We start from the raw sequence: 26207 nt of genomic DNA on the forward strand, positions 1-26207 counted from the left end.
CATAACCAAGTACCCGATGACTGTTCAGGGCGCGAAGGCTCTGGAAGAAGAACACGCTTTCCTGACCAAGGTCGAGCGCCCGCGCTTGAGCCAGGCTATCGGTGAAGCGCGTGAGCTGGGCGACCTGAAGGAAAACGCCGAATACCACGCTGCCCGAGAGGAGCAGGGGATGGTCGAGGCGCGTGTCCGTGACATCGAAGGCCGCATGCAGAATGCGGTGATCATCGATGTCACGACGATTCCGCACACCGGCAAGGTCATTTTTGGCACTACGGTGGAGATCGCCAACGTCGAGACCGATGAAAGCGTGACCTACCAGATCGTTGGCGAGGACGAGGCAGACATCAAGCTCGGCAAGATTTCCGTCGGTTCACCCATTGCTCGCGCCTTGATTGCCAAGGAAGAGGGTGATGTGGTGGCGGTGAAGACGCCGGGCGGTGTCATCGAGTATGAGATTGTCGAAGTCCGTCACATCTGAACGTAGGCGCCCGCTGCGAGCCGGCGCCATGATCTGGCAGCTCACCCAGATGTTATGGGTGGGCGGCATCTGGTTGTTGCACATTGGTTTGCTGCCGGTGCTGGGTCGAGTCGGCCTGGCACCGCTGCTCATCGATGAAATCGCCGGCATGCTGACGGCGCTGCTGGTGGCGTTTTCCGCGGCGTGCGTGATGTTTCAGGCTTTGGTGCTGGTTCAGGCCGAGGGCCTTGCCAGCCTATGGCGCGACATTCGTGGGCAATTGTTGCTCATGTCGTTGTACGCGTGCGGGATGTTCTTTGCCGTGCATCTCGGCTGGCCGGATGCGAGCCAGTGGCAGGTATTCAGTTACCTGGTGCTGGGCTTTTCCGGTTTGGTGCTGGTGTTGCAGCCGGTTCCCGGGTGGAGCGGCAGGGTGTGCGAGGCACACCCTTGACCCTTGGCATCACTTGAAGCGGTGAACGTTCGACAGTTGCTTGTTGACGCTGAAGTTCTTGCGATAAATCAGCGCCATCTTGCCGATGACCTGCACCAGGTCTGCCTTGCCGGTCTTGCACAGTTCGGCAACGGCAGCCAGGCGGGCTTCGCGATCGAGGATGTTGAGCTTGATCTTGATCAGCTCGTGATCGCCCAAGGCGCGTTCCAGTTCGGCGAGTACACCTTCAGTCAAACCGTTGTCAGCCACAGTCAAAACCGGTTTCAGATGGTGGCCAATGGATTTGTATTGTTTCTTCTGCTCTTGAGTGAGCGGCATAATCTGACCCCTGCGTCTGATCTTGTAAAAAGCGGCGGCCAGTTTACCCGAGCAAGTCCGGGACCGCCCACTTAATCACGACCCGTTTTATTTTTGAGGTGGCCCGTGGCCCGTTCCAAGACAAGTCTTAAATGGCTGCAAGAGCATTTCAACGACCCATTCGTGAAAATGGCGCAAAAGGACGGGTACCGTTCCCGTGCCAGCTACAAGCTGCTGGAGATTCAGGAAAGAGACCGTTTGATCCGTCCAGGCATGAGCGTGATCGACTTGGGCGCCGCCCCGGGTGGCTGGTCCCAAGTGACCAGTCGTCTGATTGGTGGGCAAGGCACACTGATCGCTTCCGATATCCTGGAAATGGACAGCATCCCGGATGTGACCTTCATTCAGGGCGACTTTACCGAGGACGCCGTACTGGCGCAGATCCTTGAAGCGGTTGGAAAAAACGAGGTGGACCTTGTGATTTCCGATATGGCCCCCAATATGAGTGGATTGGCATCTGTTGATATGCCGCGATCGATGTTCCTGTGCGAGTTGGCACTGGATCTTGCGACTCGGGTGTTGAAGCCAGGTGGTGATTTTCTGATCAAGGTCTTCCAGGGTGAAGGCTTCGACGAATATCACAAGAGCGTGCGCAAGCAGTTCGAGAAGGTCACGACGCGCAAGCCGAAATCATCGCGTGATCGCTCCCGTGAGCAGTACCTGCTGGGCCGTGGTTTCCGCGGTCGCAGTGAGGAATAAGGAGTTTTTCGACCGGGGCGATAGGTTTTTCGTATTTCGTCCCGTGAGCATTAGCGAATAATGTGTAGAAAGTGTTTCACAAAGGGTTACAGACGGCGCCTGCCAGAGTCGTAGGTAATGTAGTAAGTTAGGCCGGTGAATATCATGCGAAGCGCGCGCCAGTAGCGGAGCTTGCTTCAGAGGGTAGTTAATTGAACGATATGGCAAAGAATCTGATCCTGTGGTTGATCATCGCCGCTGTCCTGGTGACCGTGATGAACAACTTCTCCAGTCCTAACGAGCCGCAGACCCTCAACTATTCCGACTTCATCCAGCAGGTCAAGGATGGCAAGGTCGAGCGTGTAGCCGTTGATGGCTATGTGATTACCGGCAAGCGCACCGATGGCGACAGCTTCAAGACCATTCGTCCGGCAATCCAGGACAATGGCCTGATCGGCGACCTGGTGGACAACCATGTCGTGGTCGAAGGCAAGCAGCCTGAGCAGCAAAGCATCTGGACCCAGCTCCTGGTCGCCAGCTTCCCGATCCTGGTGATCATCGCCGTGTTCATGTTCTTCATGCGCCAGATGCAGGGCGGCGGTGGAGGCAAGGGCGGGCCGATGAGCTTTGGCAAGAGCAAGGCCCGGCTGCTTTCCGAAGACCAGGTGAAAACCACCTTGGCCGACGTCGCAGGTTGCGACGAAGCCAAGGAAGAAGTCGGCGAGCTGGTCGAATTCCTGCGCGATCCGGGCAAGTTCCAGCGCCTGGGCGGTCGTATTCCTCGTGGCGTGCTGATGGTCGGCCCGCCCGGTACCGGTAAAACCTTGCTGGCCAAGGCAATTGCCGGTGAAGCCAAGGTGCCGTTCTTCACGATTTCCGGTTCTGACTTCGTCGAAATGTTCGTCGGCGTGGGCGCCAGTCGTGTCCGCGACATGTTCGAGCAGGCCAAGAAACACGCGCCGTGCATCATCTTCATCGACGAAATCGACGCCGTCGGTCGCCATCGTGGCGCCGGCATGGGTGGCGGTCACGACGAACGCGAACAGACCCTCAACCAGTTACTGGTGGAGATGGACGGTTTCGAAATGAACGACGGCATCATTGTGATTGCCGCCACCAACCGTCCTGACGTACTTGACCCTGCGCTGCTGCGTCCAGGTCGTTTCGACCGCCAGGTCGTGGTGGGGCTGCCGGACATTCGTGGTCGCGAGCAGATTCTCAAGGTCCATATGCGCAAGGTGCCAATGGGTGACGACGTCGCTCCGGCCGTCATCGCGCGTGGTACACCGGGCTTTTCCGGTGCTGACCTGGCGAACCTGGTCAACGAAGCGTCGCTCTTTGCTGCTCGCACTGGCAAGCGCGTCGTGGAAATGAAGGAATTCGAGCTGGCCAAGGACAAGATCATGATGGGCGCAGAGCGCAAATCCATGGTCATGTCGGAGAAAGAAAAGCAGAACACCGCGTATCACGAGGCGGGCCACGCGATCGTCGGTCGTGTCGTGCCCGAGCATGATCCGGTCTACAAAGTCTCGATCATTCCGCGCGGTCGTGCCCTGGGCGTGACCATGTTCCTGCCGGAAGAGGATCGCTACAGCCTGTCCAAGCGCGCATTGATCAGCCAGATCTGTTCGTTGTACGGCGGCCGTATCGCTGAAGAGATGACGCTGGGCTTCGACGGTGTGACCACGGGGGCGTCCAACGACATCATGCGCGCCAGCCAGATCGCCCGGAACATGGTCACCAAGTGGGGCCTGTCCGAGAAGTTGGGCCCGCTGATGTACGCTGAAGAAGAGGGCGAGGTGTTTCTCGGTCGTGGTGGCGGTGGCCAGCATGCAAGCTTCTCCGGCGAGACGGCCAAGCTCATCGACTCCGAAGTGCGCAGCATCATCGACCAGTGTTATGGCACTGCCCGGCAGATTCTCACGGACAACCGTGACAAGCTCGATGCCATGGCCGATGCCCTGATGAAGTATGAAACCATCGATGCCGAGCAGATCGACGACATCATGGCGGGTCGCGAGCCTCGTGAACCGCGTGACTGGTCGGGCGGCGGTACCGGTACTTCCGGCACGCCACCAGCGGTACAAGGTGAGCGTCCGGAAACACCGATTGGCGGCCCGGCCGCTGATGTCTAAGGCTTGAAATGACTTCTGTTCAGTCCTCGACCCGGTTGCCTTGCGGCAACCGGGTTCTTGATTTGGCCCATGCACATGTCATGGGCATTCTCAATGTCACCCCTGATTCTTTTTCCGATGGTGGTCGATTCAGCCAGCTCGATGCTGCGCTGCGGCATGCCGAGGCCATGGTGGCCGCCGGTGCAACACTGATCGATGTGGGGGGCGAATCGACCCGGCCGGGTGCGCGGGCGGTCTCGCCTACCGAGGAATTGGAGCGGGTGGCGCCGATTGTCGAGCGCATCCATCGCGAGCTCGATGTCATTATCTCGGTCGATACATCCACGCCTGCGGTCATGCGCGAAACTGCACGGCTGGGGGCGGGCCTGATCAATGATGTTCGATCCTTGCAGCGCGATGGTGCCTTGGATGCTGCGGCGGACACGGGGTTGCCGGTGTGCCTGATGCATATGCTCGGCGAGCCGGGGACCATGCAGAACGACCCGTACTATGATGACGTCACCCGGGAAGTGGGTGAGTTCCTCGTGGCGCGTCTGGACCAGTGTGCTGCCGTGGGCATCCCTGCCGAGCGGATCATTCTTGATCCCGGGTTCGGCTTTGCCAAGACACTGGCGCACAACCTGAGCCTGTTCAAACATATGGAAGCCTTGCATGCCCTGGGTCGGCCCCTGTTGGTCGGGGTCTCGCGAAAGAGCATGATAGGCAACGCCCTGGGTCGCCCGGTGGGCGAGCGCCTGTATGGCGGCCTCGCCTTGGCGGCCTTGGCCCTTGGTAAAGGTGCACGCATATTGCGCGTGCACGATGTGGCCGAAACGATGGATGTCGTGCGGATGATCGCAGCTGTGGATTCAGCCGAATAAGAATGACGGAGCACTTATGAGCAAGAAATATTTTGGCACCGACGGTATTCGTGGTCGGGTCGGCGAATACCCCATTACCCCTGATTTCATGCTCAAGCTCGGCTGGGCGGCAGGCATGGCGTTCCGCAAGATGGGCGCCTGCAAGGTGCTGGTCGGTAAGGACACGCGTATTTCCGGCTACATGTTCGAGTCGGCCCTCGAGGCCGGCCTGACATCGGCGGGCGCCGATGTGATGCTGCTCGGCCCGATGCCGACGCCAGCCATCGCCTACCTGACCCGTACGTTCCAAGGCCAGGCAGGCATCGTGATCAGTGCCTCGCACAACCCCCATGATGACAACGGCATCAAGTTCTTCTCCGGTCAGGGTACCAAGCTGCCGGATGATATTGAGCTGATGATCGAAGAGCTGCTGGACACCCCGATGACGGTGGTCGAGTCGAGCAAGATCGGCAAGGTATCGCGGATCAACGATGCGTCGGGTCGCTACATCGAGTTCTGCAAAGGCAGCGTGCCGACCGGAACCAGCTTTTCCGGCCTCAAGATCGTCGTCGATTGTGCCCATGGCGCCACCTATAAAGTCGCGCCGAGTGTCTTTCGCGAGTTGGGCGCCGAAGTGGTGGTGCTGTCCGCCCAGCCCAATGGCCTGAACATCAACCACAACTGTGGTTCCACCCATACCGAGGCGTTGCAGGCTGCGGTGCTGGCCGAGCAGGCTGATCTGGGCATCGCCTTCGATGGCGACGGTGATCGGGTCCTGATGGTCGATCACACGGGTACGGTTGTCGATGGTGACGAACTGCTCTTCATCATTGCCCGTGACCTGCATGGGCGCGGCAAGCTGCAGGGCGGTGTGGTCGGCACGTTGATGAGTAACCTTGGGCTGGAACTGGCCCTGGCGGACCTGGATATCCCCTTCGTGCGCGCCAATGTGGGCGACCGCTACGTGATCTCGGAGTTGCTGGAGCGCAACTGGGTGATCGGGGGCGAGAACTCCGGCCACATCGTGTGCTTCGACCACACCACCACCGGCGATGCGATCATCGCTGCCTTGCAGGTGCTGATGGCACTCAAGGCGCGCAACGAGGGGCTCGCACAATCGCGCCAGGCGTTGCGCAAATGCCCGCAAGTGTTGATAAATGTGCGTTTCGGTGGCGGTGTAAACCCTCTTGAGCATGCGAAGGTCAAGCAGGCCAGTGAGCGTGTAACGCAAGCGATGGCGGGGCGTGGACGCGTGTTGTTGCGCAAGTCCGGCACAGAGCCGTTGGTGCGTGTCATGGTCGAAGGCGAGGATGAAGCGCAAGTTCGCGGTTATGCCGAAGAGCTGGCAAAACTGGTTACTGAAGTTTCTGCCTGAATTCGGCTTGCCAGTCATGAATCCGTTGGGTAACATCTGCGCCCACTTTGACCGACGAGGTACAGCATGCGTCGCCCTATGGTAGCTGGTAACTGGAAGATGCACGGTACCCGCGCCAGCGTCGCTGAGCTGATCAATGGCCTTCGTCATCTGGCCTTGCCAAGCGGTGTTGATGTCGCGGTTTTCCCGCCTTGCTTGTATATCAATCAAGTGATTGATGGCTTGAAGGGCAAGTCGATTTCGGTCGGCGCGCAGAACTCTGCGATGGAAGCCATGCAAGGTGCGTTGACCGGTGAGATTGCACCGAGTCAATTGGTGGATGCAGGTTGTTCCCTGGTCCTGGTCGGGCACTCCGAGCGTCGCCAGATCATGGGCGAGCAGGACAAGACCTTGATCCGCAAATTTGCTGCGGCCCAGGCCTGTGGCCTGACTCCGGTGTTGTGCATAGGGGAAACCCGCGAGCAGCGTGAGGCCGGCAAGACCCTTGAGGTTGTCGAGCGTCAGCTGGGCAGCATCATCGAGGAGCTGGGTGTCGGTGCTTTTGCAAAGGCAATCATTGCTTACGAGCCAGTCTGGGCCATCGGCACTGGGCTGACTGCTTCGCCGCAACAGGCGCAGGATGTGCACGCAGCCATCCGCGCGCAGTTGGCGGCAGAGAATTCTGAAGTGGCACGAGGTGTGCGGCTTCTATACGGCGGCAGCGTGAAGGCGGCCAATGCGGTCGAACTGTTCGGCATGCCGGATATCGATGGGGGGCTCATTGGTGGAGCGTCCCTGAATGCAGATGAGTTCGGTGCGATCTGTCGCGCCGCGGGAAACTGAAAAAATGCTGGAAACAGTCGTAGTCGTTTTTCATCTGCTGGGTGCACTGGGCGTAGTTGCTCTCGTATTGCTGCAGCAGGGTAAAGGTGCGGATGCTGGTGCGTCTTTCGGTGCAGGTGCTTCAAATACTGTGTTCGGAAGCCAAGGTTCCTCTACCTTTCTCAGTAAGTTTACTGCTATACTTGCCGCCGGTTTCTTCATAACCAGCTTAGGGTTAGGTTACTTTGCTAAAGAGAAAGCTCACGAGCTGACTCAAGTAGGTCTGCCAAACCCAGCGGTATTGGAAGCGCCAAAGCAACAACCGGCTTCTGATGATGTCCCGGTGCTTCAAGAGCAAAAGTCGGCCAACCCGGCGACTGACGTGCCTCCAGCTCAAGAGCAGAAGTAAGAAGGTTTCAAACGCTGTATTGCCGAGGTGGTGGAATTGGTAGACACGCAACCTTGAGGTGGTTGTGCCCATAGGGTGTAGGGGTTCGAGTCCCCTTCTCGGTACCAATTATCAGGAGAGCCCGCGATTGCGGGCTTTCTTGTAGGTGGAAGGGTTACATTGACCCTGTAAGGGATCGGTCGTATACTTCCGCCCCAGCTTTGTCGCGGGATGGAGCAGTCTGGTAGCTCGTCGGGCTCATAACCCGAAGGTCGTCGGTTCAAATCCGGCTCCCGCAACCAGTTTCAGGGGCCCCTTCCAAGGGGCTTTTTGTTAGCTGGACACTTTATAACGCCGCTGTTCGACGGCGTTTCAGGGATGGGCGATTCGCCCATTTTTTTTTATTTGCACAGCATGCACAAACATGCACGAGGGGGTTCAGGTGTCGAGCAAGCTAGAACAGTTGCAGGCCTTGTTGGCCCCGGTGGTCGTGGCCCTTGGCTATGAATGCTGGGGTATTGAGTTTTCGGCTCAAGGTCGCCACTCACTGTTGCGCGTTTATATCGATAAGGAAGGCGGCGTGTTGGTGGACGATTGCGCCATCGTCAGCCGTCAGATCAGCGGTGTACTGGATGTTGAAGATCCAATCACCTCCGAATACACCCTTGAAGTTTCCTCGCCTGGCATGGAGCGCCCCCTGTTCACACTTGAACAGTTCGCTTTGTTTGCCGGTGAACAAGTGAAGATCAAGCTGCGCTCGCCTTTCGAAGGTCGACGCAACTTCCAAGGCCTTCTGCGCGGTGTAGAAGAGCAGGACGTCGTGGTGCAGGTAGATGACCATGAGTTCCTGTTGCCGATCGATATGATCGACAAGGCCAACATTATTCCCAGTTTTGACTGATACGTGCCAGATACTGCGGATCCCGCGGATCCAATGGCTTGCGAAAGGCGAGGCGTACGATGAGCAAAGAAGTACTGCTGGTTGTTGAGTCGGTATCCAATGAAAAGGGCGTACCGGCTAACGTTATTTTTGAAGCGCTGGAGCTGGCTCTGGCCACTGCTACCAAGAAGCGGTTCGAAGACGAAGTTGATTTGCGTGTGGAGATCAATCGCCACACCGGTGCCTACGAGACTTTCCGTCGCTGGACGGTCGTCGAGGAAGCCGACCTGGACGATCCAGCTATCGAAACCTGGCCAAGCAAGGTTGCGGAAACGCACCCGGGCGCCAAGGTCGGTGATGTCGTCGAAGAAAAAATCGAGTCCATCGAATTCGGTCGCATCGCTGCACAGACTGCCAAGCAGGTCATTGTGCAGAAGGTTCGCGAAGCCGAGCGCGCGCAAGTCGTCGACGCTTATCGCGAGCGCCTGGGGGAAATCATCTCCGGCACCGTGAAAAAAGTCACCCGCGACAATGTGATCGTCGACCTGGGCAACAACGCCGAAGCGTTGCTGGCTCGCGAAGACATCATTTCTCGCGAAACTTTCCGGGTTGGCGTGCGTTTGCGTGCGCTGCTCAAGGAAATCCGCACCGAGAACCGGGGCCCGCAGCTGATCCTGTCGCGTACAGCGCCGGAAATGCTGATCGAGTTGTTCCGCATCGAAGTGCCGGAAATTGCTGAAGGCCTGATCGAAGTCATGGCCGCTTCCCGTGATCCGGGTTCGCGCGCCAAGATCGCGGTCCGCTCCAAGGACAAGCGTATCGACCCACAAGGTGCCTGCATCGGCATGCGTGGTTCGCGTGTCCAGGCCGTATCCGGCGAGTTGGGCGGCGAGCGCGTGGACATCGTCCTGTGGGACGACAACCCGGCTCAGTTCGTGATCAATGCCATGTCGCCTGCTGAAGTGGCGGCAATTATCGTCGACGAAGATGCCCACGCCATGGACATTGCCGTTGGCGCAGACAATCTGGCTCAGGCCATCGGTCGCGGTGGTCAGAACGTGCGTCTGGCGAGCCAATTGACTGGCTGGACCCTGAACGTGATGACCGAATCGGACATCCAGGCTAAGCAGCAAGCTGAAACCGGCGACATCCTGCGCAACTTCATCGAAGAGCTTGAAGTCGATGAAGAGCTGGCGCAGGTGCTGGTGGACGAAGGCTTTACCAGCCTGGAAGAGATTGCCTACGTACCGGTGGAGGAAATGCTCAACATCGACGGCTTTGACGAGGAAATCGTCAACGAGCTTCGCGCTCGGGCCAAGGATCGTTTGTTGACCAAAGCCATCGCTACTGAGGAAAAGCTGGCAGACGCCCATCCGGCCGAAGACCTGCTCTCGCTTGAGGGCATGGACAAGGATTTGGCGATGGAACTGGCGGTGCGCGGCGTAATTACCCGCGAAGACCTGGCCGAGCAGTCTATTGACGATCTGCTCGACATCGACGGCATTGACGATGATCGTGCCGGCAAGTTGATCATGGCCGCCCGAGCCCACTGGTTCGAGTAATTAGGCGCGGCCTGAGGAGAGAAGTGCATGACGCAAGTCACGGTGAAACAACTGGCCGATGAGGTCAAAACACCGGTAGAGCGCCTGTTGCAGCAGATGCGTGAGGCAGGTCTGCCGCACACCGCCGCCGAGGAACATGTGACCGACAGTGAAAAGCAGTCCCTGCTGACTCACTTGAAGAGCAGTCACAAGGCAAAAGTGGAAGAACCGCGCAAGATCACTCTGCAGCGTAAAACCACCAGCACCCTGCGTGTTGCCGGTAGCAAAAGCATCAGCGTTGAAGTACGCAAGAAGAAAGTCTTCGTACAGCGCAGCCCGGAAGAAATCGAAGCCGAGCGCAAACGCGAACAGGAAGAACGTCGCGCAGTAGAAAATGCTGCTCGCCAGAAGGCTGAAGAAGAAGCCAAGCGTCGCGCCGAAGAAGAAGCGCGCCGCCAGCCTGCTGCTGCGCAAACCGCTTCGGTAGAAGCCGTCGAGGCTGTTGCCCCGGCCGCCGAACCTGTGCGCGAAGCGGCGCCAGTCGTGGCTGCTGCCCCGGCTCCAGCCGACACTCGCAAGCGCGACGAACAGCGTCGTCCGGACAAGCCACGTGCCGACGACAACCGTCGTGGCAGCGGCGACGGTGAGCGCAAGAACGCGCCTCATCGTGCTTCGGTCAAGGAAAAGGCGCCAGCACCTCGTGTTGCGCCACGTACCACCGACGAAGAAAGCGACGGCTTCCGTCGTGGCGGTCGCGGCAAGGCCAAGCTGAAGAAACGCAACGCCCACGGTTTCCAGAGCCCTACCGGCCCTGTCGTGCGTGAAGTGAAGATCGGCGAGACCATCACTGTGGGCGATCTGGCCCAGCAGATGTCGGTCAAGGCTGCTGAAATCATCAAGTTCATGTTCAAGCTGGGTACGCCAGCCACCATCAACCAGGTACTGGACCAGGAAACTGCCCAACTGGTTGCTGAAGAGCTGGGCCACAAAGTGACCCTGGTCAGCGACACCGCCCTGGAAGATTCCCTGGCCGAGTCCTTGAAGTTCGAAGGCGAGGCGGTTTCCCGTGCTCCGGTCGTGACCGTCATGGGCCACGTCGACCACGGTAAAACGTCCCTGCTCGACTACATTCGTCGTGCCAAGGTGGCGGCCGGTGAAGCGGGTGGTATTACCCAGCACATCGGTGCATACCACGTTGAAACCGACCGCGGCATGGTGACGTTCCTCGACACCCCGGGTCACGCCGCGTTTACCGCGATGCGTGCCCGTGGCGCCAAGGCGACCGACATCGTGATCCTGGTGGTTGCAGCGGACGACGGTGTGATGCCACAAACCATCGAAGCCGTTCAGCATGCCAAGGCTGCTGGCGTGCCGCTGGTGGTTGCGGTGAACAAGATCGACAAGCCGGGCGCCGATCTCGATCGCATCCGCAGCGAACTGTCGGTCCACGGCGTGACCTCCGAAGAGTGGGGTGGCGACACTCCATTCGTTCCGGTATCGGCGAAGATGGGTACCGGCGTTGACGAACTGCTCGAAGCCGTTCTGCTGCAGGCCGAGGTTCTCGAACTGACCGCTACGCCTTCGGCACCTGGCCGTGGTGTTGTGGTTGAATCGCGCCTCGACAAGGGTCGTGGCCCGGTTGCAACGGTCCTGGTCCAGGACGGTACGCTGCGTCAAGGCGACATGGTGCTGGTCGGCTCGAACTATGGCCGCGTGCGTGCCATGCTCGACGAGAACGGCAAGCCTATCAAGGAAGCCGGTCCGGCTATCCCGGTCGAGATCCTCGGCCTGGACGGTACCCCGGACGCTGGCGACGAGATGAGCGTTGTGGCTGACGAGAAGAAAGCCCGTGAAGTGGCTCTGTTCCGTCAAGGCAAGTTCCGCGAAGTCAAACTGGCTCGTGCTCACGCCGGCAAGCTGGAAAACATCTTCGAGAACATGGGCCAGGAAGAGAAGAAGACGCTCAACATCGTCCTCAAATCCGACGTCCGTGGTTCCCTGGAAGCGTTGAACGGCGCCTTGAATGGCCTGGGTAACGACGAAGTGCAAGTGCGTGTGGTCGGTGGTGGTGTCGGTGGTATCACCGAGTCCGATGCCAACCTGGCACTGGCTTCCAACGCTGTACTGTTCGGCTTCAACGTGCGTGCCGATGCCGGCGCTCGCAAGATCGTCGAGCAGGAAGGCCTGGATATGCGTTACTACAACGTGATCTACGACATCATCGAAGACGTCAAGAAAGCGTTGACCGGTATGCTGGGCAGCGACGTCCGGGAGAATATCCTGGGCGTGGCCGAAGTTCGCGACGTGTTCCGTTCGCCGAAGTTCGGTGCCATCGCCGGTTGCATGGTGATCGAAGGTGTCGTTCACCGTAACCGTCCGATCCGTGTACTGCGTGAAGACATCGTGATCTTCGAAGGCGAGCTGGAATCCCTGCGTCGCTTCAAGGATGACGCTTCCGAAGTGCGTGCCGGCATGGAATGCGGTATTGGCGTCAAGAGCTACAACGACGTCAAGGTTGGCGACAAGATCGAAGTCTTCGAGAAGGTCCAGGTTGCTCGCAGCCTCTAACTCGCGCACTTCAAGAGCCGCGCCGGGCAGCCGCATGAACATGCGCTGCCTTGCTGGCGGACTCTAAACGCAACGCCCGGTCTGGCTTTTGCCAGGCCGGGCGTTTGCCGCTTTCAGACCTCACGGGTTTCACCGTGGGGCAGTAACAGGTAACAAGACATGGCAAAAGAATACAGCCGTACCCAACGAATCGGCGATCAGATGCAGCGCGAGCTGGCCCAACTGATCCGTCGCGAAGTCAAAGACCCGCGCGTCGGCCTGGTCACCATCACTGCAGTGGAAGTCAGCCGTGACGTCGGTCACGCCAAGATTTTCATCACCGTGATGGGCCAGGACAGCGCTGAGGAAATCGCCCAGAGCATCAAGGTGCTCAACTCGGCCGCCGGCTTCCTGCGTATGCAGTTGGCTCGGGAGATGAAGCTGCGCAGCGTCCCGCAGTTGCACTTCCATTACGACGAAAGCGTTGCCCGGGGTGCGCATCTGTCGGCACTGATCGAGCGCGCCGTGGCGGAAGACAGCCAGCACCCGGTTGCGGCTGAACCTGAAGACACCAAGGAGTAATCGGTGGCTCAGGTCAAACGTATCCGTCGTAACGTCAGCGGTATCATCCTGCTCGACAAGCCGCTGGGGTTCACCTCCAACGCGGCCTTGCAAAAGGTCCGCTGGCTGCTCAATGCCGAAAAGGCCGGGCACACCGGCAGCCTCGATCCGCTGGCCACAGGCGTGCTGCCACTGTGCTTTGGCGAGGCGACCAAGTTCTCCCAGTACCTGCTCGATTCCGACAAGGGTTACGAAACCCTGGCGCAACTGGGCAAGACGACTACCACGGCGGACGCCGAAGGTGAGGTTTTGCTGGAGCGCCCGGTGACCGTTGGTCAGGCGGATGTCGAAGCGGTGTTGCCGAAATTTCGCGGGAAAATCAGCCAGATACCGCCGATGTACTCCGCTTTGAAGCGCGATGGACAGCCGTTGTATAAACTGGCCCGTGCAGGCGAAGTAGTGGAGCGCGAACCGCGTTCTGTTACTATTGCGCGCTTGGAATTGCTGGCCTTTGACGGTAATACTGCGCGGCTGGCCGTGGATTGCAGCAAGGGCACCTATATCCGGACCCTGGTGGAGGATATTGGCGAGCAGCTCGGCTGTGGCGCATACGTGGCAGAATTGCGACGGACCCAGGCCGGGCCTTTCACGTTGGCCCAGACGGTCACGCTGGAAGAGCTTGAAGCGGTGCATGCCGAAGGCGGTAACGAAGCGGTCGACCGTTTCCTGATGCCATCGGACAGCGGCCTGCTGGATTGGCCGCTCTTGCAGTTCTCGGAACACAGCGCGTTCTACTGGCTCAACGGCCAGCCGGTACGTGCCCCGGACGCGCCGAAGTTCGGCATGGTCCGGGTACAGGATCACAACGGTCGCTTCATCGGTATCGGTGAAGTGAGCGAAGACGGGCGCATTGCGCCGCGTCGACTGATTCGGTCGGAATGACCGGAACCAGCCTGCGTAACAGCGGGTTGGCGAGTGTGGCTGTTAACAGGCACGGTCACTACTCATTTATAGATACAGGGATTTGTCCCTGGCCTGTTGAAGCTGTTCCTCGGAACAGTTTCCTGACTAAAAGGATTGCCTCATGGCTCTCGACGTTCAAGAAAAAGCTCAAATCGTAGCTGACTACCAGCAAGCTGTTGGTGACACTGGTTCGCCAGAAGTGCAAGTTGCACTGCTGACCGCCAACATCAACAAACTGCAAGGTCACTTCAAGGCCAACGGTAAAGATCACCACTCCCGTCGTGGTCTGATCCGCATGGTAAACCAGCGTCGCAAGCTGCTGGACTACCTGAAAGGCAAGGACGTGAGCCGTTACAGCGCTCTGATCGCTCGCCTGGGTCTGCGTCGCTAATCAGCGATTGCGCTAGAGGTTGGTGGTCTGTCGTACGTCAGTGGGGTTTCCCGCTGTCGCATGGCAGGCTCCCAGCCTCAAGTTTTATCTGGATACACGTTTTACCCTGGACAGGCGTCGGGCCGATTCCCGTCATTGCCCAAGAATTTCGCAAGAAGACAAGTTCCCCAAGAGCCACAAAGAAGGTAGGACACCGTGAACCCGGTAATCAAAAAATTCCAGTTCGGTCAGTCGACCGTTACCCTCGAGACTGGCCGTATCGCCCGTCAGGCCTCCGGCGCAGTGCTGGTCACCGTTGACGACGACGTCAGCGTATTGGTGACCGTTGTCGGTGCCAAGCAAGCCGATCCAGGCAAGGGCTTCTTCCCTCTGTCTGTTCACTACCAGGAAAAGACTTACGCTGCCGGTAAGATCCCTGGCGGTTTCTTCAAGCGCGAAGGCCGTCCTTCCGAGAAGGAAACCCTGACTTCCCGACTGATCGACCGTCCGATCCGTCCGCTGTTCCCAGAAGGTTTCATGAACGAAGTGCAGGTTGTCTGCACCGTCGTGTCCACCAGCAAGAAAACCGATCCGGACATCGCTGCGATGATCGGTACCTCGGCTGCCCTGGCCATCTCCGGCATTCCTTTCGATGGCCCGATCGGCGCTGCCCGTGTCGCGTTCCACGAAAGCACCGGCTACCTGCTGAACCCGACTTACGAGCAGTTGAAGGCGTCGAGCCTGGACATGGTCGTGGCCGGTACTTCCGAAGCCGTGCTGATGGTTGAATCCGAAGCCAAGGAACTGACCGAAGACCAGATGCTGGGCGCCGTGCTGTTCGCCCACGACGAGTTCCAGGTGGTGATCAACGCCGTCAAGGAACTGGCCGCCGAAGCTGCCAAGCCAACCTGGACCTGGGCGCCCCAGCCAGAAGCCACCGAGCTGCTGGGCGCGATCCGTGCCGAGTTCGGCGACGCGATCTCCCAGGCCTACACCATCACCATCAAGGCCGACCGCTATGCACGCCTGGGCGAGCTGAAAGACCAGGTCGTTGCCAAGTTCTCCGGCGAAGAAGGCCAGCCATCGTCCAGCGACGTCAAGGCTGCTTTTGGTGAAATCGAATACCGCACCGTTCGCGAAAACATCGTCAACGGCAAGCCGCGTATCGACGGTCGCGACACCCGCACCGTTCGTCCGCTGAACATCGAAGTCGGCGTCCTGCCAAAGACCCACGGTTCGGCACTGTTCACCCGTGGCGAGACCCAGGCGCTGGTCGTTGCAACACTGGGCACCGCCCGTGACGCGCAACTGCTGGACACCCTGGAAGGCGAAAAGAAAGACCCGTTCATGCTGCACTACAACTTCCCTCCGTTCTCGGTGGGCGAGTGCGGTCGCATGGGTGGCGCCGGTCGTCGCGAAATCGGTCACGGCCGTCTGGCCCGTCGTTCGGTCCAGGCCATGCTGCCAGCCGCTGACGTGTTCCCGTACACCATTCGCGTGGTGTCGGAAATCACCGAATCCAATGGTTCGAGCTCGATGGCTTCGGTCTGCGGCGCTTCCCTGGCCCTGATGGACGCTGGTGTGCCGATGAAGGCACCGGTGGCCGGTATCGCCATGGGTCTGGTTAAAGAAGGCGAGAAGTTCGCCGTCCTGACCGACATCCTGGGTGACGAAGACCACCTGGGCGACATGGACTTCAAAGTGGCCGGTACCGCCAAAGGCGTCACCGCACTGCAGATGGACATCAAGATCAAGGGCATCACCGAAGAGATCATGGAAATCGCCCTGGGCCAAGCCCTGGAAGCGCGCCTGAACATCCTCGGCCAGATGAACCAGATCATCGGTCAGTCCCGTACCGAGCTGTCGGAAAATGCTCCGACCATGATCGCGATGAAAATCGACACCGACAAAATCCGTGACGTCATCGGTAAAGGCGGCGCGACCATCCGTGCGATCTGCGAAGAAACCAAGGCTTCGATCGACATCGAAGACGACGGTTCGATCAAGATCTTCGGCGAAACCAAGGAAGCGGCAGAAGCAGCACGCCAGCGCGTCCTGGGCATCACCGCGGAAGCCGAGATAGGCAAGATCTACGTCGGCAAGGTTGAGCGCATCGTCGACTTCGGCGCGTTCGTCAACATCCTGCCGGGCAAGGACGGTCTGGTTCACATCTCCATGCTGAGCGATGCTCGCGTCGAGAAAGTGACCGACATCCTGAAGGAAGGCCAGGAAGTGGAAGTGCTGGTACTGGACGTGGACAACCGCGGCCGTATCAAGCTGTCCATCAAGGACGTCGCGGCAGCCAAGGCATCGGGCGTTTAATCACCCCGTCGTCTAACCGCTGAACAAGCAAACGCCCCGACTGGTTCGGGGCGTTTTGCTGTGTGGTGAAAAACCAACGCCAGGCAGGTTGCCTGGCTACGGGGGACGGTGCTAGTTTTAGCCACCGCCCGTGTAGCTCAGTCGGTAGAGCAGCGCACTCGTAACGCGAAGGTCGCAGGTTCGATTCCTGTCTCGGGCAAAAAGCTTTTTCGCCTGCGATTTTATGCGTGGTGCTGAAGGTATTCGTTCAGTGCTTGGCGTGTCAGATCATTCAACGACACATTTTGGCGAGTAGCCGCCAAAGCGGCTGCTAGATGCAGATCGTGGCCGATACGAACATTGAACGATCCTTTGCACGGGATTTCTGGCTTCTGCCCGAGCTGCTGGCAGGTTTGTAGATAATCATCTACCGCCTCACGAAAAGCCGTTTCCAGTTCAGCTACCGTTTGTCCCTCATAACTCACCAGCGCCCTAATGAATAAGAGCTTTCCAAACAAGCACTTGTCCTCGGTACTAGCTTCAATTGAGCCGACATAGCCTTTGTATTGCAGCTGGGAGTTCATGGAATCAGGCCTCCTGTTTTCAATTGCTCAATAATCTGACGTCTTATGTACGCTTTGAGCTCATTTCCGGGATGTGGCTTGTGCAGGTTGATCATTGCACTCGGGTCTCCATTGTCGAATTTGACCCTACTACCCGATCCTTCTAATTGGGAATAGCCGAGCCGACATAACAGGGTGACAAGCTCCGACCAAGTGAATGCGCTTTGCCCGTTGAGTAGCTTTGCGAGAAGTTTTTCATTCTTTGACATGAATGCTTTTCATGCAACTGAATATAGTTGCATGTCCTTGCGTGGTCAATGTGAAGGCGTCTGTTCGTCGAAACCTGGATGAGGAAGATGGAAATTTATACGGGGTGAATTCGGGGTATGGAACCGAGAAACTGTAACCGCGCACATACCGCGCTCCTCCATTGATTCCGGTTGTTGCACTGGCTTGCGTCTCTGTTAGGATTCCCCTGTCCCAAAACCAACACCGTTGTTTTCAGATGATCCACGAATGGTTCTGAAGGCCAGGTGAACCGGGCTTCCAACGGCTTCCTGCGTCAGAGAGATCCTTGATGATCCAGATCCATCTTCCATTCCCCAGATCAACGAGAACGCCATGACTGTTAAAGCATTGTCCCAGGAAGCCAGGCACGAAGAAGCACTGAAGAAATATGTGCTGGATGCGCCCCAGTTGCTGGAAGAGATCAAGGATTTGTCCGCCGACGATCAGAAAGACCAGATCCAATGGGCATTCGAGGACGAGGCCGAAGCCCAGGGGCTGCAACCCTGGGAGTTGACGCTCAAGTACACCAGCACGCCTGAAGAATTCGAGGTGCAGCGCCTTGCATTGCACAAGGAAGCGGCCGAGGTGTTGGGTGTGGAATGGGATGAATACTGCGAGATGAATAATCTTGTAGTTTAAAAGCAGCTACAAGCTACAAGCTGCAAGACAAGCACGGAGCGGCTTGAAGCTTGCAGCTTGAGGCTTGAAGCTACTTAGAGACTAAGGCGCATCGACAGATCCACCGCCTTCACATCCTTGGTCATCGCCCCGATCGAGATGTAGTCCACCCCGGTCTCGGCTATCGGGCGCAACGTGCTTTCGTTGATCCCGCCGCTGGCTTCCAGTTTCGCCTTGCCGCCATTGAGGCGTACGGCTTCACGCATGTCGTCCAGGCTCAGTTCGTCGAGCATGATGATGTCGGCACCGGCCGCCAGCGCTTCTTTCAATTCCGCCAGGCTTTCCACTTCGACTTCCACCGGTTTGCCCGGTGCGATCTTATGGGCAGCGGCGATGGCCTGGGCGATCCCGCCGCAAGCGGCGATGTGGTTTTCCTTGATCAGGAAGGCATCGTACAGGCCGATGCGGTGGTTATGGCAGCCGCCGCAGGTGACTGCGTATTTCTGGGCCAGGCGCAGCCCAGGCAAGGTCTTGCGGGTGTCCAGCAACTTGACTTGGGTGCCGGCGACAAAGTCGGCCAGGTAGCGGGCCCGGGTGGCGACGCCCGACAGCATCTGCAGGAAGTTCAGCGCGCTGCGTTCGCCGGTCAGCAGCGAACGGGCCGGGCCTTCCAGGTGGAACAGCACCTGGTCGGGGCTGACCCGGTCGCCATCGCGCACTTGCCAATGCACCGCGACACGCGGATCCAGCTGCCGGAACACGGCATCGACCCAGGCCGTGCCACTGATGATCGCCGCATCGCGGGTGATGATGGTGGCCTTGGCCAGGCGTTCGGCGGGGATCAGTTGCGCGGTGATGTCGCCGCTGCCGACGTCTTCAAGCAACGCGCGGCGCACGTTGGCTTCGATTTCGGCGGTCAGGTCGGCGAGGCGTAGATTCGGCATAACGGGCTCCACAAACAAAGTGGCCTGGATTATAGGGTGTCGAAACCTGCATTTGGTCGCGTCCTCGCAACATTTCCTCATTTCCTCGGTCACTAGTTGCGCCGTATTTCGAGCTGCGTCACAGAGTACCGCTGGTGCGGCGGGGTTCTTTTACCCATAATCCGCCTTTCGATTGACGCCATAGCTTTGACGTCATGAGCCGAAGAACCGTTTCAGGAGGCCAGGATGCACAACGACGGGAATGTAGTGCCTTTGCACAAGGTGGCTACCGATCAGGCGACTCGCTCGCCGCTCGCCCGCCTGCCTGTGATTCTGCTTCAGGTTCGCGACAAGGCCGCCCAGCAGTTGCGCCTGGGCTTGCAGGGGCTGTTCGATAACGCTGACGACACCTTGTTCGAAATGGCCGACCGGGCGCGCGATGACGTCGAGCAGAACTTGTACTTCGAGGCCATGCGGGACCTGCGCCTGAAGCGCAAAAGCATCGAGCGGGAATTCATCGAGCAGTTCTTCGAGACCTTCGTCAGCCTGGCCCAGTACGACCTGACCCACGCCACCTTGGCGCCTACCCTCGCGTCGGACGGTCAACCCCAGCGCTCCCAAGACGACCTGGAGCGGCAGTTGGCGGTCGAGGCCATGGTCGCTCGGGTGCTCAGGCGCGATGGCGTGGCGCTGGAGCAACTGACGGCCCGGCTCGGCGTGCTGCTGGCTCGACCGCTGGGCAATCAGCACAATCCCCTGAGCCCGGCACTGCTGTGCGAAAAGTTCTTGCAGGCCGGGCGCAACCTGGGCGTGGGCATCAAGGTCAAGCTGATCCTGCTCAAACTGTTCGAGCGTTATGTGCTCAGCGAGTGCGACCAGCTTTATACCGAGGCCAATCAGTTGCTGGCGGCCACGGGGATCCTGCCGGAGCTCAAGGTGACGCCGGCGCGTCGGGTCTCGGATCGCCCCGAGGATAACCCCAGGCCCAACGCCGAAATCGCCGCCAAACCCAGCGATGCCGAAGTCGACGACAGCGTCCAGGAAGTGTTCGCCGCCTTGCAGAAGCTATTGATGCAAGTGCGTGGCAGCGTGGCGCCGACCCTGGAACCCAGTGTGCCGCCCCAGCCCATTTCTACTCGTGACCTGCTGCGGCTGCTCTCGCATTTGCAGCAATACGTGCCGGCGCCTGCCGTGCAGGACGAGTTCGACCTGCGTAGCCAGATCGAACAACTGCTGACCCGGGTCAGCGTCAGGAGTGGCAAGTCCCGGGTGGTCGACGGCGCTGATGAAGATGTGATCAACCTGATCTCGATGATGTTCGAATTCATCCTCGACGACCATAACCTCCCAGATTCCTTCAAGGCCCTGATCGGTCGCCTGCAAATCCCGATGCTCAAGGTCGCGGTGCAGGACAAGAGCTTTTTCAGTCGCGGTAACCATCCGGCCCGGCGACTGCTCAACGAAATCGCGGCCGCGGCCATGGGTTGGGGCGATTGCGACGATCATCAGCGTGACAGCCTGTACTTGCGCATCGAGCAGGTCGTGCAGCGCCTGCTGAATGACTTCGTCGATGACCCCGCGATTTTCTCCGAACTGCTCGCCGATTTCCTCGCCTTCACCAGTGACGAGCGGCGCCGCAGCGAGTTGCTTGAACAGCGTATCCGCGACGCCGAAGAAGGTCGGGCCAAGGCCGAACTGGCGCGCCAGCGTGTCGAAGGGGCGCTGAACCAGGTGATGCTGGGCAAAGTCTTGCCACAAGCTGTGGTGGAGTTCGTGCAGCAGGCCTGGAGCCAGGTGTTGTTGCTGACCTGTTTCAAGCACGGCAAGTATTCCGCCGAGTGGCAGGCTGACGTCCTGACCCTGGAGCAATTGATCTGGAGCGTCCAGCCTCACGACGAGCCCGATGCCGGCCTGCGTCTGCTGGCGATGGTGCCGGAACTGCTCAAGGCCCTGCGTGAAGGCCTGAGCCGTTCGGCGTTCGACCCATTCGCCACCAGCGAGTTTTTCAGTGAGCTGGAAGTCCTCCATGTGCAGGCGCTCGAACGCATGGGCCAGGCAACGGAACAGGCCCAGTCGCTCGATTCGCCGGCCATGGTCGAGGTGTCGGAAAGAATTGTTTTGCGTGCACCGCAAAAGTCGGCGGGGGAGAGCGTGGCGGTGCATTTGCCGGCGGATGACGTCGGCCTGCTGCAGGTCGACCAACTGCACCTGGGGAGCTGGGTCGAGTTCCAGGAGGACGAGGACAATGCCCTGCGTTGCAAGCTGGCGGCGATCATCGAGGCCACCGGCAAATATGTCTTCGTCAATCGCACTGGCCTCAAGGTCCTGGAGCACAGCCGCACCAGCCTGGCCCTGGAGTTCCGCCGGGGCGCGGCGCGGCTGTTGGACGACACCCTGTTGTTCGACCGGGCGCTGGAGTCGGTGCTGGGCAATCTGCGCCAGCTCAATCGCGGCAAGTGATCGCGCAGCCCGGCCCGATCACGGCATACTGACGGCATTCACCGTCGTCATCGAAGGAACCTGTATGCAGTTGGACTCCGCGAGCGGTTGGTGCGAGGGGGTGCGTCATTGCCCGTCGCCCAACTTCAATGCGCGCCCGGAAGGCGAAATCTCCCTGCTGGTGATCCACAACATCAGCCTGCCACCGGCACAATTCGCCACGGGCAAGGTGCAGGAATTCTTCCAGAATCGTCTGGATGTCACGGAACATCCCTACTTTGCCGGTATCGCCGACTTGCGCGTCTCCGCACATTTCCTGATCGAACGTGACGGCAGCGTGACCCAGTTTGTCTCTTGTCTGGATCGCGCGTGGCATGCGGGCGTCTCGTGCTTCGAGGGGCGCGAGACCTGTAACGATTTTTCCCTGGGCATCGAGCTGGAGGGCACGGATGATCTGCCATTCACCGACGCGCAATATGTCGCATTGGTGGACCTGACCCGGCAGTTGCAAGCGGCGTTCAGGGCGATCACCGTGCAGCGTATCTGCGGGCACAGCGACATCGCCCCAGGGCGCAAGACCGATCCGGGACCGGCATTCGACTGGGAGCGCTATCGCGCGGCCCTGACAGAAGGGGAAGGACAATGAGTTTTCTGGTGTTGCTGCTGGCCGTCTGGATCGAGAAGTTCTCGGCCTTGCGCCTGCGGGTCCAGCGCGACGGCGGTTGGCTGCGCGAGCTGAACAAACTCGAGGCGAGCCCACGGTGGGTCAACCGGCCTTGGCTGGTGTTGACGGCGATGGTCCTGCTGCCCGTGGCCCTGCTGGCGTTGCTTTTGTGGGTGCTGGAGCCAGTGGCCTACGGTTTGCTGGCGCTGCCGGTGCACTTGCTGGTGGTGATTTATAGCTTGGGGCGCGGTGATTTGCTGGCCGCCCTCGGGCCGTTTCGCGACGCCTGGCGTCGGGAAGACCTGCAAGCGGCGGCTCATGTGGCCAAGCGCGACCTGGACATTGAAGCCGATGACGGTGAGCAGTTACTGGAGCGAGTCCAGGGCCATTTGTTGTGGCAGGCCTACCAGAGCTTTTTCGCGGTGATTTTCTGGTACTTCGTGTTGGGCCCGGTCGCGGCCTTGAGCTATCGATTGCTGGCGCTGGCTGCCGAGCACAGCCAGAACCCCGGCGTGGCCGAGCGGGCCGCGCAAATGCGCCATGCCTTCGATTGGGTGCCGGTGAGGTTGCTGGCGGCGAGCTTCGCCCTGGTGGGCAATTTTGTTGCGGTGAGCCGGGTCATGCTGCATGAACTGCTGAACTGGAACATCAGCGCCGCCGACCTCATCGACAAGGTCGGCCTGGTGGCTGGCGAGATCCCCAAGCCCGTCGCCGGGCCGGACGGCATCAACAGCCTGGATCGCCTATGGGAATTGCTGCTGCGTGCGGCGGTGCTCTGGTATGCCGGGTTTGCGTTGTGGACGGTGTTGGCCTGATCAACGTAAGCAAGGTTGTAGCCAGGCGTTTTTGTGGCGAGGGAGCTTGCTCCCGCTCGGCTGCGCAGCAGCCGCAAACCCGGACAAAGCGATCTGCCTGAGCAACCCCGGGGCCTGCTTCGCAGGCCAGCGGGAGCAAGCTCCCTCGCCACAGTGTTTTCGTGGTTCATCTCTCTCGTTAACCTTAAGTTACAAATCTCCCCGCCGATTTAGGCTATACAGGGACAGCGCCCGAATAGTGGCTTTCTGCTGTCTCCGTGCGCGTGCTCATAACAATAAGAACACTACCGGGAGACTTCCTTGTGAAGAGTTTGCTCTGGCCCGCCGTCGCGCTGATGAACCGCCTGAGCTTCGGCATGAAGTTCAGCCTGATCAGCGTGCTGTTCCTGCTGCCCATGCTGGTGACCAACTTCTTTCTGGTGCGTGATTCCTATCGGGAATTCCAGGGCACCCAAGTGGAGCTGCAAAGCCTCGACCTGCTGGGCAGCAGCCTGGCCCTGCGCCGGGACCTGGAAACCCTCAACAACCTGGTGCAGATCAATGCCAGCCTGGGCCAGTCCGGCAAGGCCGGTGATGTAGAGGCGAAGATTGGCAGTCTGGAACAACAGGTCCTCACGCGCCTGCAAGGCATGACCGCCATGGCCATCGAGCCCGAGCAGGTCAGTGCCTTCGAGGCCAAGCGCGACGAGATGATCGGCGCTTTCAAGGCCCAGCAAGCCGAAAGCTCCCTGCAGAGCAAAAGTGCGTTGATCGGCAAATTGCTCAACAGCGCCCAGATGTTCAGCCAGATCATCGCCAGCCAGGCGGGGCTGAGCCGCGACAACCAGAGCGACATCCGCCAGCTCAGCGAACTGATCATCGGCACCACCCCCAAGGTCACCCAGATCCTCGGCGAAGGCCGGGCGCTGGGTGCGTCCTCGTTGGGGCTGGGGTTTCTCAATTCGGCGTCGAGCACCCGCTTCGATGAGTTGCTGGGGCAGATCGAAAAGCTCCAGGGTGAGTACGACTTGAAACTGCAGGACGCCCTCGGTTCCAGCAAAGCGGCTGGACAAGCCCTTGCCACCCAGGCCGACGGCAGCAAAGGCACCCTGAAAAAAGCCTCGGAACTGATCGAGGAACAGGTGGTGATGGCCGACACCCTCGATGCGCCGTGGCCGGCATTCTTTGATCAGGTCAGCGGCTTGATGGCGCAGACCTATCAATTGAACGAAGCGACCCAGGATTTTCTCGGTGTGCAGTTGCAACAGCGCCTGGAGCAGAATCGCAGCCATATGGTGCTGCAAGCCGTGGCGCTGGTGGCGGTGTTCCTGTTGATTTTCTACCTGTACGCCGGCTTCTACGCGTCGACCCGCACCACCCTCCAGCACCTGGGCCAGATGATGGACAAGGTGGCGGCGGGGGACATGACGGTCAATTTCGTCGCCCGCAGCCAGGATGAACTGGGCGAATTGGGCGAGGTGTTCAACGGTACGGTGGCGAAGATCCACGACCTGATCGAACAGGTCGGCCGCACCGTCGCGGAAGTTGAACGCCAGGCCGGGCAGGTGGAAACGGTATCGGCCCGGAGCAACCAGGCTGTCGCCGGCCAGCGCAGCCAGATCGAACTGGTAGCTACGGCGATGAACCAGATGTCGGCCACGGCCCAGGAAGTGGCCCGCAGTGCCGCCGCCGCGGTGAGCAGCGCCCACAGCGTGAACGACGAAACCCTCAGCGGGCGCGGGCTGGTGGAGTCCCAGCAGGGCAGCATCGCCCGCTTGGCCAGCGAGATCGACCAGTCGGTGCAGGTGATCAACCAACTGGCGACCGACAGCCAGGCCATCAGCCGCGTGCTGGATGTGATCAAGAGCATCGCCGAACAGACCAACCTGCTGGCCCTCAATGCCGCCATCGAAGCCGCCCGGGCCGGTGAGCAGGGGCGTGGTTTCGCGGTGGTGGCCGATGAAGTCCGGACCCTGGCCAAGCGGACCCAGCAATCGACCGAAGAAATCGAAGCGATGATCATCCGCCTGCACGGCGGTGTTGGTGCCGCGGTCAAGGCGATGGGCACTAGCCACGAGATGGCCAGCGGCACCGTCGGCCAGTCGGAAAAGGTCCAGCAGGCCTTGGAAAATATCCTCGGTGCGGTCGGCATGATCGTCGACCAGAACCAGCAGATCGCCGCCGCTGTGGAACAGCAGACGGCCGTGGCCCATGACATCGACCAGAACATCGTCGAGATCAACCGCGCCGGCGAACGCACCGCCGAAGGCGCTCACCAGACCGAAGATGCCAGCCGTGCGTTGTCCGCCCAGGTGGTGCAGCTCAAGCAGTTGATCAATGCGTTTCGGGTGTGATTGCCGCTGATTCACCGCAGGTCCAATGTGGGAGCGAGCTTGCTCGCGATGGCGTCAGGTCAGCCGACATAGATGTTGGCTAATACACCGCCATCGCGAGCAAGCTCGCTCCCACAGGTTTTTTACCAGTTGAACAGCTCGCGGGCATTGGTCGTGCTGGCCTCGGCCAATCGCTCCGGGCTGATCTCCATGATCCTCGCCAATGCCTCGCAAATCGCTGGCAAATGCGCCGGGCTGTTGCGTTGGCCAGGAAACATCGCCGGGGCCATGTCCGGGGAGTCGGTTTCCAGCACCACCGCGTCCAGCGGCAGTTTCGCCAGCACCCGGTGCATGCGCAGGGCCTGGGGCCAGGTCGCGGCGCCGCCGAGGCCGAGCTTGAAGCCGAGCTTGAGGTATTCGCGGGCCTCTTCAAAACTGCCGGCGAAGGCGTGGATGATGCCTGCCCGTGAAGGGCCCATGCGCTTGAGGGTAGCGATCACGGCAGCGTGGCTGCGGCGTACGTGGATCAGCGCCGGCAGTTCGAACTCCACGGCCAGTTGCAACTGTGCTTCAAACAACGCCTGCTGGCGTTCGCGGTCCAGGGTGGGGATGTAGTAATCCAGGCCGATTTCCCCCACGGCACACAATTGACGGTGCCCGGCCAGGCGACCCAGCCATTCGCGCAACAGCGCCAGGTCGTCGGGTTGGTGCTGATCGAGGTACACCGGGTGCAGGCCCAAGGCGGCGTGCAGGTCCGGGTCGTTTTGCACCAGGTCCCAGACCCGTTGCCAATTGTCCCGGTACACGCCCAGTACCACCATTTGCCGCACGCCCAAGGCACGGCTTTCGGCCAGCAGGGCCGGACGATCCGCGTCAAAGTCCGGAAAGTCCAGGTGGGTATGGGTGTCGATCAACTCCATGCATCAATCCTGAAGAAA

The 26207-nt window shown here is 59.7% G+C and carries 24 protein-coding genes, 3 tRNA genes and 1 pseudogene; 23 read left to right on the forward strand and 5 right to left on the reverse strand.

Annotated features, from left to right (window positions below):
• The first annotated feature begins 1 nt into the window (after window position 1).
• On the forward strand, window positions 2–478 hold the full coding sequence (greA, locus tag J3P85_RS03800) for a transcription elongation factor GreA (protein WP_030139783.1): 477 nt from the start codon (window positions 2–4) through the stop codon (window positions 476–478).
• A gap of 28 nt (window positions 479–506) precedes the next feature.
• Window positions 507–911 carry an MFS transporter gene (locus J3P85_RS03805; protein ID WP_207963335.1) on the forward strand — a complete coding sequence of 135 codons (405 nt, stop codon included), beginning with the start codon at window positions 507–509 and terminating at the stop codon, window positions 909–911.
• Window positions 912–920: 9 nt separating this feature from the next.
• On the opposite strand, the gene J3P85_RS03810 is transcribed toward J3P85_RS03805, so the two are convergent.
• Window positions 921–1229, reverse strand: a complete 309-nt coding sequence (locus tag J3P85_RS03810) for a YhbY family RNA-binding protein (RefSeq protein WP_003177852.1) — start codon at window positions 1227–1229, stop codon at window positions 921–923.
• Between the two features lie 105 nt (window positions 1230–1334).
• Between J3P85_RS03810 and rlmE the strand changes: the two genes are divergently transcribed.
• The 16 genes from rlmE to J3P85_RS03890 all read left to right on the forward strand — a co-directional run bounded on the left by rlmE (window position 1335) and on the right by J3P85_RS03890 (window position 16867).
• On the forward strand, window positions 1335–1967 hold the full coding sequence (gene rlmE, locus J3P85_RS03815) for a 23S rRNA (uridine(2552)-2'-O)-methyltransferase RlmE (protein WP_003177853.1): 633 nt from the start codon (window positions 1335–1337) through the stop codon (window positions 1965–1967).
• Between the two features lie 200 nt (window positions 1968–2167).
• Entirely contained in the window at window positions 2168–4081 is a 1914-nt protein-coding gene (ftsH, locus tag J3P85_RS03820) for an ATP-dependent zinc metalloprotease FtsH (RefSeq protein ID WP_053118351.1), read from the forward strand.
• Between the two features lie 8 nt (window positions 4082–4089).
• A complete protein-coding gene (gene folP, locus J3P85_RS03825) occupies window positions 4090–4941 on the forward strand; it encodes a dihydropteroate synthase (protein ID WP_434704963.1) in 852 nt (283 codons plus the stop codon).
• A 16-nt stretch (window positions 4942–4957) separates the two neighbouring features.
• Complete coding sequence (gene glmM / locus J3P85_RS03830) at window positions 4958–6295, forward strand: phosphoglucosamine mutase (RefSeq protein ID WP_186705984.1); 1338 nt, start codon at window positions 4958–4960, stop codon at window positions 6293–6295.
• 66 nt (window positions 6296–6361) lie between these two features.
• Window positions 6362–7117, forward strand: coding sequence for a triose-phosphate isomerase (gene tpiA, locus J3P85_RS03835; RefSeq protein WP_186705985.1), 756 nt, complete (start codon window positions 6362–6364; stop codon window positions 7115–7117).
• Window positions 7118–7121: 4 nt separating this feature from the next.
• Window positions 7122–7505 carry a preprotein translocase subunit SecG gene (gene secG / locus J3P85_RS03840; RefSeq protein WP_025211789.1) on the forward strand — a complete coding sequence of 128 codons (384 nt, stop codon included), beginning with the start codon at window positions 7122–7124 and terminating at the stop codon, window positions 7503–7505.
• 21 nt (window positions 7506–7526) lie between these two features.
• Window positions 7527–7612: transfer RNA gene (locus tag J3P85_RS03845), tRNA-Leu, on the forward strand.
• A 97-nt stretch (window positions 7613–7709) separates the two neighbouring features.
• Window positions 7710–7786: transfer RNA gene (locus tag J3P85_RS03850), tRNA-Met, on the forward strand.
• 140 nt (window positions 7787–7926) lie between these two features.
• Complete coding sequence (gene rimP / locus J3P85_RS03855) at window positions 7927–8385, forward strand: ribosome maturation factor RimP (protein ID WP_053118762.1); 459 nt, start codon at window positions 7927–7929, stop codon at window positions 8383–8385.
• Window positions 8386–8444: 59 nt separating this feature from the next.
• Entirely contained in the window at window positions 8445–9926 is a 1482-nt protein-coding gene (gene nusA / locus J3P85_RS03860; RefSeq protein ID WP_003177868.1) for a transcription termination factor NusA, read from the forward strand.
• Window positions 9927–9953: 27 nt separating this feature from the next.
• The gene (gene infB, locus J3P85_RS03865; RefSeq protein WP_434704964.1) at window positions 9954–12473 is read left to right on the forward strand and encodes a translation initiation factor IF-2; all 2520 of its coding nucleotides are present in this window, start codon (window positions 9954–9956) and stop codon (window positions 12471–12473) included.
• A gap of 159 nt (window positions 12474–12632) precedes the next feature.
• Window positions 12633–13034 carry a 30S ribosome-binding factor RbfA gene (rbfA, locus tag J3P85_RS03870; RefSeq protein ID WP_053118363.1) on the forward strand — a complete coding sequence of 134 codons (402 nt, stop codon included), beginning with the start codon at window positions 12633–12635 and terminating at the stop codon, window positions 13032–13034.
• 3 nt (window positions 13035–13037) lie between these two features.
• Window positions 13038–13955 carry a tRNA pseudouridine(55) synthase TruB gene (gene truB / locus J3P85_RS03875; protein ID WP_250964026.1) on the forward strand — a complete coding sequence of 306 codons (918 nt, stop codon included), beginning with the start codon at window positions 13038–13040 and terminating at the stop codon, window positions 13953–13955.
• 142 nt (window positions 13956–14097) lie between these two features.
• On the forward strand, window positions 14098–14367 hold the full coding sequence (rpsO, locus tag J3P85_RS03880) for a 30S ribosomal protein S15 (protein ID WP_011332409.1): 270 nt from the start codon (window positions 14098–14100) through the stop codon (window positions 14365–14367).
• 195 nt (window positions 14368–14562) lie between these two features.
• Window positions 14563–16668: a polyribonucleotide nucleotidyltransferase gene (pnp, locus tag J3P85_RS03885; RefSeq protein WP_207963326.1), complete on the forward strand. Its 2106-nt coding sequence runs from the start codon at window positions 14563–14565 to the stop codon at window positions 16666–16668.
• A 126-nt stretch (window positions 16669–16794) separates the two neighbouring features.
• Window positions 16795–16867, forward strand: a tRNA-Thr gene (locus J3P85_RS03890).
• Window positions 16868–16889: 22 nt separating this feature from the next.
• Here J3P85_RS03890 and J3P85_RS03895 read toward each other — a convergent pair.
• Both J3P85_RS03895 and J3P85_RS03900 read right to left on the reverse strand, forming a co-directional pair.
• Window positions 16890–17231 carry a type II toxin-antitoxin system HicB family antitoxin gene (locus tag J3P85_RS03895; protein ID WP_053118365.1) on the reverse strand — a complete coding sequence of 114 codons (342 nt, stop codon included), beginning with the start codon at window positions 17229–17231 and terminating at the stop codon, window positions 16890–16892.
• A complete protein-coding gene (locus tag J3P85_RS03900) occupies window positions 17228–17479 on the reverse strand; it encodes a type II toxin-antitoxin system HicA family toxin (protein WP_434704965.1) in 252 nt (83 codons plus the stop codon). Before J3P85_RS03900 ends, J3P85_RS03895 begins: the two co-directional genes overlap by 4 nt.
• A 352-nt stretch (window positions 17480–17831) precedes the next feature.
• On the opposite strand from J3P85_RS03900, the gene J3P85_RS03905 reads away from it, so the two are divergent.
• Entirely contained in the window at window positions 17832–18137 is a 306-nt protein-coding gene (locus J3P85_RS03905; RefSeq protein WP_207963324.1) for a DUF6388 family protein, read from the forward strand.
• A 74-nt stretch (window positions 18138–18211) separates the two neighbouring features.
• Here the strand turns inward: J3P85_RS03905 and nadC are convergent, their stop codons facing one another.
• The gene (gene nadC / locus J3P85_RS03910) at window positions 18212–19060 is read right to left on the reverse strand and encodes a carboxylating nicotinate-nucleotide diphosphorylase (RefSeq protein ID WP_250964030.1); all 849 of its coding nucleotides are present in this window, start codon (window positions 19058–19060) and stop codon (window positions 18212–18214) included.
• Window positions 19061–19285: 225 nt separating this feature from the next.
• Between nadC and J3P85_RS03915 the strand changes: the two genes are divergently transcribed.
• The 4 genes and pseudogenes from J3P85_RS03915 to J3P85_RS03930 all read left to right on the forward strand — a co-directional run.
• The gene (locus tag J3P85_RS03915) at window positions 19286–21499 is read left to right on the forward strand and encodes a DUF1631 domain-containing protein (RefSeq protein WP_434704967.1); all 2214 of its coding nucleotides are present in this window, start codon (window positions 19286–19288) and stop codon (window positions 21497–21499) included.
• Window positions 21500–21563: 64 nt separating this feature from the next.
• A complete protein-coding gene (gene ampD / locus J3P85_RS03920) occupies window positions 21564–22124 on the forward strand; it encodes a 1,6-anhydro-N-acetylmuramyl-L-alanine amidase AmpD (protein ID WP_434704968.1) in 561 nt (186 codons plus the stop codon).
• Window positions 22121–22957: a regulatory signaling modulator protein AmpE gene (gene ampE / locus J3P85_RS03925; protein ID WP_186705993.1), complete on the forward strand. Its 837-nt coding sequence runs from the start codon at window positions 22121–22123 to the stop codon at window positions 22955–22957. The genes ampD and ampE overlap by 4 nt, the downstream gene beginning before the upstream one ends.
• A 1760-nt stretch (window positions 22958–24717) precedes the next feature.
• A pseudogene (locus J3P85_RS03930) lies at window positions 24718–25290 on the forward strand (methyl-accepting chemotaxis protein); the annotation flags it as partial.
• A 122-nt stretch (window positions 25291–25412) separates the two neighbouring features.
• Here J3P85_RS03930 and J3P85_RS03935 read toward each other — a convergent pair.
• Window positions 25413–26189 (reverse strand): TatD family hydrolase, encoded by a 777-nt coding sequence (locus J3P85_RS03935; protein WP_434704969.1) that lies wholly within the window; start codon window positions 26187–26189, stop codon window positions 25413–25415.
• Window positions 26190–26207: the final 18 nt, after the last annotated feature.

The sequence above is a fragment of the Pseudomonas sp. Z1-12 genome (assembly GCF_051132015.1).
GTDB classification, from domain to species: Bacteria; Pseudomonadota; Gammaproteobacteria; order Pseudomonadales; family Pseudomonadaceae; genus Aquipseudomonas; species Aquipseudomonas zanjanensis.

Bases quoted from the DNA above. Each gene is read 5' to 3' on its own strand.
- ampD (WP_434704968.1), top strand. From the start codon at position 21,564: ATGCAGTTGGACTCCGCGAGCGGTTGGTGCGAGGGGGTGCGTCATTGC.
- J3P85_RS03895 (WP_053118365.1), bottom strand. From the start codon at position 17,231: ATGAACTCCCAGCTGCAATACAAAGGCTATGTCGGCTCAATTGAAGCT.
- ampE (WP_186705993.1), top strand. From the start codon at position 22,121: ATGAGTTTTCTGGTGTTGCTGCTGGCCGTCTGGATCGAGAAGTTCTCG.
- secG (WP_025211789.1), top strand. From the start codon at position 7,122: ATGCTGGAAACAGTCGTAGTCGTTTTTCATCTGCTGGGTGCACTGGGC.
- glmM (WP_186705984.1), top strand. From the start codon at position 4,958: ATGAGCAAGAAATATTTTGGCACCGACGGTATTCGTGGTCGGGTCGGC.
- tpiA (WP_186705985.1), top strand. From the start codon at position 6,362: ATGCGTCGCCCTATGGTAGCTGGTAACTGGAAGATGCACGGTACCCGC.
- J3P85_RS03810 (WP_003177852.1), bottom strand. From the start codon at position 1,229: ATGCCGCTCACTCAAGAGCAGAAGAAACAATACAAATCCATTGGCCAC.
- rbfA (WP_053118363.1), top strand. From the start codon at position 12,633: ATGGCAAAAGAATACAGCCGTACCCAACGAATCGGCGATCAGATGCAG.
- rpsO (WP_011332409.1), top strand. From the start codon at position 14,098: ATGGCTCTCGACGTTCAAGAAAAAGCTCAAATCGTAGCTGACTACCAG.
- J3P85_RS03905 (WP_207963324.1), top strand. From the start codon at position 17,832: ATGACTGTTAAAGCATTGTCCCAGGAAGCCAGGCACGAAGAAGCACTG.
- nadC (WP_250964030.1), bottom strand. From the start codon at position 19,060: ATGCCGAATCTACGCCTCGCCGACCTGACCGCCGAAATCGAAGCCAAC.
- folP (WP_434704963.1), top strand. From the start codon at position 4,090: ATGACTTCTGTTCAGTCCTCGACCCGGTTGCCTTGCGGCAACCGGGTT.
- infB (WP_434704964.1), top strand. From the start codon at position 9,954: ATGACGCAAGTCACGGTGAAACAACTGGCCGATGAGGTCAAAACACCG.
- J3P85_RS03915 (WP_434704967.1), top strand. From the start codon at position 19,286: ATGCACAACGACGGGAATGTAGTGCCTTTGCACAAGGTGGCTACCGAT.
- J3P85_RS03935 (WP_434704969.1), bottom strand. From the start codon at position 26,189: ATGGAGTTGATCGACACCCATACCCACCTGGACTTTCCGGACTTTGAC.
- ftsH (WP_053118351.1), top strand. From the start codon at position 2,168: ATGGCAAAGAATCTGATCCTGTGGTTGATCATCGCCGCTGTCCTGGTG.
- J3P85_RS03805 (WP_207963335.1), top strand. From the start codon at position 507: ATGATCTGGCAGCTCACCCAGATGTTATGGGTGGGCGGCATCTGGTTG.
- nusA (WP_003177868.1), top strand. From the start codon at position 8,445: ATGAGCAAAGAAGTACTGCTGGTTGTTGAGTCGGTATCCAATGAAAAG.
- J3P85_RS03900 (WP_434704965.1), bottom strand. From the start codon at position 17,479: ATGTCAAAGAATGAAAAACTTCTCGCAAAGCTACTCAACGGGCAAAGC.